The 6,296-nt window shown below is 30.6% G+C and carries 6 protein-coding genes; 1 reads left to right on the top strand and 5 read right to left on the bottom strand.

The annotated features are described in order from the left end of the window. Nucleotides 1-367 precede the first annotated feature (367 nt). On the bottom strand, nt 368-667 hold the full coding sequence (locus OIU83_RS08305; RefSeq protein WP_264205783.1) for a hypothetical protein: 300 nt from the start codon (nt 665-667) through the stop codon (nt 368-370). Between the two features lie 123 nt (nt 668-790). Continuing rightward, entirely contained in the window at nt 791-1,558 is a 768-nt protein-coding gene (locus OIU83_RS08300; protein ID WP_264205782.1) for a sulfite exporter TauE/SafE family protein, read from the bottom strand. A 125-nt stretch (nt 1,559-1,683) separates the two neighbouring features. Between OIU83_RS08300 and OIU83_RS08295 the strand changes: the two genes are divergently transcribed. After that, nucleotides 1,684-2,205, top strand: a complete 522-nt coding sequence (locus OIU83_RS08295; protein WP_264205781.1) for a DUF7935 family protein — start codon at nt 1,684-1,686, stop codon at nt 2,203-2,205. Between the two features lie 226 nt (nt 2,206-2,431). On the opposite strand, the gene OIU83_RS08290 is transcribed toward OIU83_RS08295, so the two are convergent. The 3 genes from OIU83_RS08290 to OIU83_RS08280 form a co-directional block, all read right to left on the bottom strand. Continuing rightward, complete coding sequence (locus tag OIU83_RS08290; protein ID WP_264205780.1) at nt 2,432-3,331, bottom strand: patatin-like phospholipase family protein; 900 nt, start codon at nt 3,329-3,331, stop codon at nt 2,432-2,434. Nucleotides 3,332-3,496: 165 nt separating this feature from the next. Further along, on the bottom strand, nt 3,497-5,560 hold the full coding sequence (locus OIU83_RS08285; RefSeq protein WP_264205779.1) for a M1 family metallopeptidase: 2,064 nt from the start codon (nt 5,558-5,560) through the stop codon (nt 3,497-3,499). Then, complete coding sequence (locus OIU83_RS08280; RefSeq protein WP_264205778.1) at nt 5,557-6,288, bottom strand: transposase; 732 nt, start codon at nt 6,286-6,288, stop codon at nt 5,557-5,559. The genes OIU83_RS08285 and OIU83_RS08280 overlap by 4 nt, the downstream gene beginning before the upstream one ends. Nucleotides 6,289-6,296: the final 8 nt, after the last annotated feature.

Below are 6,296 nucleotides of genomic sequence, written 5' to 3'. Positions count from 1 at the left end.
CCTCTATCGGGGCTAGATTCAAACAATTGGCTTTTCAATACAATATAAAATATAAATCTTACAAGATATAAATAATCTTATATTTGCAAGACTTATTAAAAGATAATGAAAATAGTACTTACTGAAAATGCTGAAAAACTTATTTTGATATCACAAATCAATATCCTGAGACAAAAGCAGCTTTGTTTTCTAAAAATACTATTTCAATTCTAGATATGATTCAGTAAAATAATAATATTGGATCAAGACATAAAAAAACTCTCTACAGAAATTTTTAATATCAAATCAGGTGTATTTATTTTACAAAACTGAACAACAAATAATTTATGTTGCTTTATTCTGGAATAACAAGAGAAATCCTTTGAATTTAGATGTTATACTTAGTTCTTAGTTTTTCTTTAAAATCTTCAAAATTGATAGTTCTACCTGCTTTTATATCTTCCTCACTTTTTTGCAATTCCAGCATTAAAATTTCTTGTGGGAATAGTAAGGTTGTTAGCAACTTTACTTCTTGATTTGTAAAACTTTTAGATTTCAATTTTCTATAATATGTAGCATGTTTTAAACCCAATTTTTGCATAAAAAACTCAGCTTTATAGTAAGACTTACCTATCAAATCGGGTAAATTATTAATATAATTCTCGTAATTCTCTACTATTTCTATCATTTTATGATATTATAAGTTGTTATATTTAATACAAAGATAGTTTATAATTTGATAATCACAATTTAAAAACTCGTCCTTAATATTAAAAAAATCAGAACCTTAGCAACTCAGCCTCTCAGTGCCTTACTTATAAAACACATCATAAGCAAACCGAATTAAAGTACCGATTACAACAATCAAAAAGAAAACTCTAATAAAACCGTTTCCTTTATTTATTGCCAGTTTAGCACCAAGCCAGCCTCCAAAAGCATTACTCGCTGCCATAGGTAAAGCAATTGCCCAAATGATCTTTCCTTTTAACATAAACAAACAAATAGACCCAAAATTTGTCGCCAAATTAACCATTTTAGCATTTGCCGAAGCGTGCAAAAAGTCAAAACCCATTAAAGCTATAAAAGCAACTACAAAAAAACTACCTGTTCCAGGACCAATAAAACCATCATAAAAACCAACGATTATACTGATTACAACAGCATATAGAATTTGAGTTTTAGCCGAATGATCTTTGGCTACATGTTGCCCAAAATTCTTCTTAGCGTAGGTATAAATTAATAACAGAGATAAAACCACTAGTAACAGCGGTTTCATAAAATCATTACTTACATAAGTCAATAAAGTAGATCCTAAGAATGCTGATGGTACTGCTAAAACCATCATAATGAGTAACAACTTCCATTGAATAACAACTTTTTTCATGTATTGAAATGCAGCAAAAGCAGTTCCGCTAAACGCAGGTAATTTCAAAGTACCGATAACAGTAGAAACAGGTAAATTTGGTAATAAAATCAACCCCATCGGAGTTTGAATCAATCCACCGCCACCTACAATGGCATCAATAAATCCTGCAGCAAAAGCAGCTAAACAAAGTAAAATTATAATATAGTCTTCCAATTATTTTGTAGTATTTGGTTTGATTTTTAATGTTGGCAAAATTAACCTTCTTAAACAAATATTACAATTAAAATGATGTTGAATTACAACCAAAAAGTATATTTTTGTTTCCTTAAATTATAAAAATGGATTCAAACAAAATTATAGAAGTTCTAGCTTATACTATACCTTCAATCATAACTGGAAGCGTTGCTTATTATTTTTTCAAATCGTATCTTCAGGATAAACAAAATACGAGAAAGTGGTTATTGCAAAAAGATGCTCAAAAACAAGCCTTACCTTTGCGTTTACAAGCTTACGAACGTATCACATTATACTTAGAACGCATTAGTTTAACTAATTTATTGATACGCGTTGCACCGATATCTAATGACAAGAATGATTATGAAAATTTAGTTATTGCACAAATCGAGCAAGAATTTGAACATAACTTAACGCAACAAATATACATGTCTGATGAATGTTGGACAATTGTAACTACAGCTAAAAATGCTACAATCCAAATGATTCGTAAAGCAAATATGAGCGACCGTGTTGATAGTGCCGATAAATTACGTGAAGTAATCTTAAACGATTTATTCGATAAACAATCGCCAAGCAGCGCTGCTTTAGGATATATTAAAAGAGAAGTAAGCGAAATGTGGTAAGGCTTAATTTTAGATTTTAGAGTGAAGAATAAAACATCTGACTTATATAGAATTTAAGATTATAATAAAAAAGTTAACCATATAAGTGATGTAAGTTCATTTAAGTTTTATGCTGATTAGTTGCGCTTATATTTACTTATATCACTTACATCCTTAAAATGATTCAGTGAATACTAACTTTTTTAATTAAGTTCAATCTTTATTAATCTAAAATCTAAAATCATCATCACCTGTTATCACTCATAATTTCAGATTTATTCTGAGCATATTCATACCCTTCTTCCCACCATTTTTTCATTTCTTCTTTATTAAAAATGAGTGCGTTATTAGTTAGCTTTGTTGGAGTATAAAATAAATTTAGTTTTACATTTTTGTTTTTTGCAACCAGTTTTCCAAGAGCGATATCGTGTTTTTCGACTTGATCCAGGGCAATTCGGAATAAATCAATCATTAACGAAAACGGATTTTTACCAATTGTACTTTTTGTAGTATTTACTTCAGTTTCCAGAATAACTACATCTATTTCGGTGGCGCCGCGTTTTATTGCTTCACGTATCGGAACCAAACTCGAAAATCCTCCATCGCCATATTCCGAGTTATTTTTGGATACTAAACTCATAAACGGAATGTAATTACTGGAGATCCAAATCCAATCACAAAACTCGTCGTAACTGCAGTCATTTATCGATTTATACTCGGCTTCATTTCGAGATAAATTTGTAACTGTTACAACAACATCGGTTTTGAGTTTTTTTAGCTGGTTAAATTCTGATATTGAGAAATGGTCTTTAATATATTTTTGCAATCTTTTGCTTTCTCCAAACGTCCTTTTTCCTCTAAAAAACTGACGAATTACATTAAAATGATTAATTGTAACAATATCAATACCTCCTTTTTCTTTCACTACAAAAGGGCTAATATTAAATATTTTACTCATGTTTACATTGGTGTAGATACCGTGGATTTTCTCAATATTTCCAAGTGCCAAATGCGGAATAAGTAAACTTCCTGTAGATGTTCCTAGGAATAAATCATACTCACATTTTTTTATTTCTAACAAATATTGTGCAACTCCTCCGGCAAAAGCTCCTTTGCTTCCTCCTCCTGAAATAACCAATGCTCTCATAAATGTATTGTAATTTTTTTTAGAGACGAAAATAGATGAAAGAACAAAGAAAATAGACAAAATCTACACTCTTTATTTTCTTCTCTTAACTCTCAATAATCTTGATTCTATTTGCTCTTGACTCTATAAACTTTCTTCTATTCTCTACTATCTATTCTCTAGATCCTATTCTTTCAACAGACGATTCAATTGAAACTGTTCATTCGAGGACAAATTAGGAAAAATTCTCTCAAACGAACTACGCATTTCACTATTTTTTAATAATAAGCGAATGGAATCCCTTCCAAATTTAGAAAACTGCCACATATGGTGCGTTGTAGCATTTACCAAATTTGTTAAAACAAGATCATTTATTAAACCAAAATCAATTAATTTTTCTAAAGCATTTTGACGTGTTGTAGCTTCATATTCTGGAGAAGAATAACTAATTAATTCATTTATTAAAACTTCAGGCTCAGTTGTGTAATTAGGTGTAGATAATGCCAATGAAAGCCACAATGTTTTCAAATTATAATCATTAAATCCAATCCATTTTTTTGATTTATCCAAATATTCTGCGCGATGAGAAGGAAAATTATTCCACAAATAAAACAACGCAATTTCTTGGGTTTGATAGGATTTATCATCCAGTAGAGTCTCATATTGAGTTCTAAAATCTTCCGGAATTTTAGGTAAGCTACTTGCAACTTCCTGACGTACCTGTAGATTCCCTGTATTCAATGCTAATATAAGTAGTTCTTTTTTCGCGTCGTATTTTTCATTCCTCAACTGGCTCACAATCGCTTTTTTAACTGTATAATAAACATCCGATTGTAATACTTTGGATAGAAAAGCTTCTTTCTCTATCAACGGCTTTTTACTCACTTTATCAACTTCAAAACGAACTTGAATCGCTTTATTTCTACCCAATAACTCATTAGCTTGTTGTGTATTAAAAGCAAATGATTCTAACCAGATTTTCGAAAATGCTTTCAAATCATAATCAGATACTTTTTTTATTTCGTCAAAAAAATCTTCTGTACTTACAGTTTGAAATGCATATTTTTTCAGATAACTTTTGATTACTTTTTTAAAGGCTTTATCACCAAGAGCATCATGCAAAACAAATAATGTCCATGCTCCTTTTTCATAAAAAGTAAGCGAACTGGCTTTGGCATTCAAAACCGGAATTGTATCGGTTCGTGAAGCATATTTTAACTGTTGTGCAGTTTCATACAATTTGGAATAAAAATAATCTTCACCATAAATTTCCTTCTCGGCTAGTAATGCATAATAAGTCGCAAACCCTTCTTGCAGCCAATGATGTGTGCTACTCTCGGCAGTAATTAAATTTCCAAACCAATGGTGTGCCAATTCATGCGCATTAACATTCGTATATCTTCTATCTTCAAAACCAATAGAATCAACAACATATCGAGTAGAAAATAAAGTCGCGGTTGTATTTTCCATTCCGGCATATAAAAAATCACGAACAGGAGCTTGTTTGTAGATTTCCCAAGGGTACTTTACTCCTATTTCTTTTTCCAAAAAATCAAAAATTTGCTTCGAATAACGATATGTTGGTTCAAAACGCGACATATCTTTATTTTCTATATAATACTCTAAAGGAATTTTGGATTTAGATTTAAGTGTTTTCTCTTCATATTTTCCTATGGCAAGCATTAATAAATAAGAACTCATCGGATTTTGCATGCGATATTGCCAAACAAAAGAATCTACATTTATGAGCTTATTCTTAAGGACACCATTTGAGATAACCTCATAGTTTTTATCGAAAGTTATATCCAAATTAAAAACTACTTTTTCATTCACATCGTCAAAACTAGGAAACCAATTACTAGTGTATCTTCCTTGCCCTTGTGTCCAGATTTCCAGATCGTCTTTACTCTCTGTGTTCACAAAATACAAAGCCTGTTTTGGTTTTGTTATATAACTAAAAGTTAAGGTGTTTTTTCCTTTTTGGAACGGAAAAACCAGTTGTAACTGCTTGTTTGTATTTATATATATTATTTCGTTTCCATTTACTTTTAAATCAGAAAACGTCATATTTTGAGCGTCAATCTTAATAGTATCAATAGGTTGTGTAACCTCAAAATTATAATTTACATTACCCGAAACCGATCTATCGACTGGATTTATGTTGATTTCTCCTAATACAGTTTTAAAATCAACAGATTTTGTTTGTTGTGCAAAAGTAAAAATGGAAAAGAATAAAAATAGGTATTTCATATAGATGAATTTATATTGAAGGTATTAATAGATTCTGAATTCCAATTTGCAGGATTATTTGTTATATAAGAATCAATTTTCTCTAATGATTTATAATTCCGAACGATGTGGTCATGATAATTAGATTGCCAAATTGGTGTTCTAGAAACGAACGTCTTTTCTATAGACATACACATAGAAGCGCGTGCCAGTACGTCTACACCTTCTATATCATTTAATGAAAGAATTTGTTTTGTCGTAACCGATTTAAATATGGCGATAAATGATGAAATCGAATTGCGTTTACGGGATGGTTTTAATGTCGATTGGTTCGCGTTCTGGTTCTGTAGAGGCGCACCGCAGTGCGTCTCCGCAATATATGTATTCGCAAAATGCGTTTCTGTATTGTTTGATATGCTGGACGTAGACGCACTGCGGTGCGTCTCTACGGATTGTGTGTCAATAGATTGTGTATTTACGGTTTGAATTTCAATTAATAAATGAATATGATTGGGCATTACAATCCAATTATGAAAAATCCAGTTATCTCTGATTTCAATGGATTTTATAATTTCATTCTCAATAATTTTTCCGCTATTATTTAGAATCATCAAATCAGAATCGATTGATCCAAAAATACATTCTCTATCGTAAGTTGCTAATGTAATAAAATAAATACCTTCATTGGAATAGTCCCAATTTTGCAATCTATTTGACTCTGATTTGTATTTATTTTTGAATAAAGGCATAAATTGAT

This window comes from Flavobacterium shii, assembly GCF_025847235.1.
Classification (GTDB): Bacteria; Bacteroidota; Bacteroidia; order Flavobacteriales; family Flavobacteriaceae; genus Flavobacterium; species Flavobacterium shii.
This window is presented reverse-complemented; position numbering and strand designations above follow the sequence as displayed.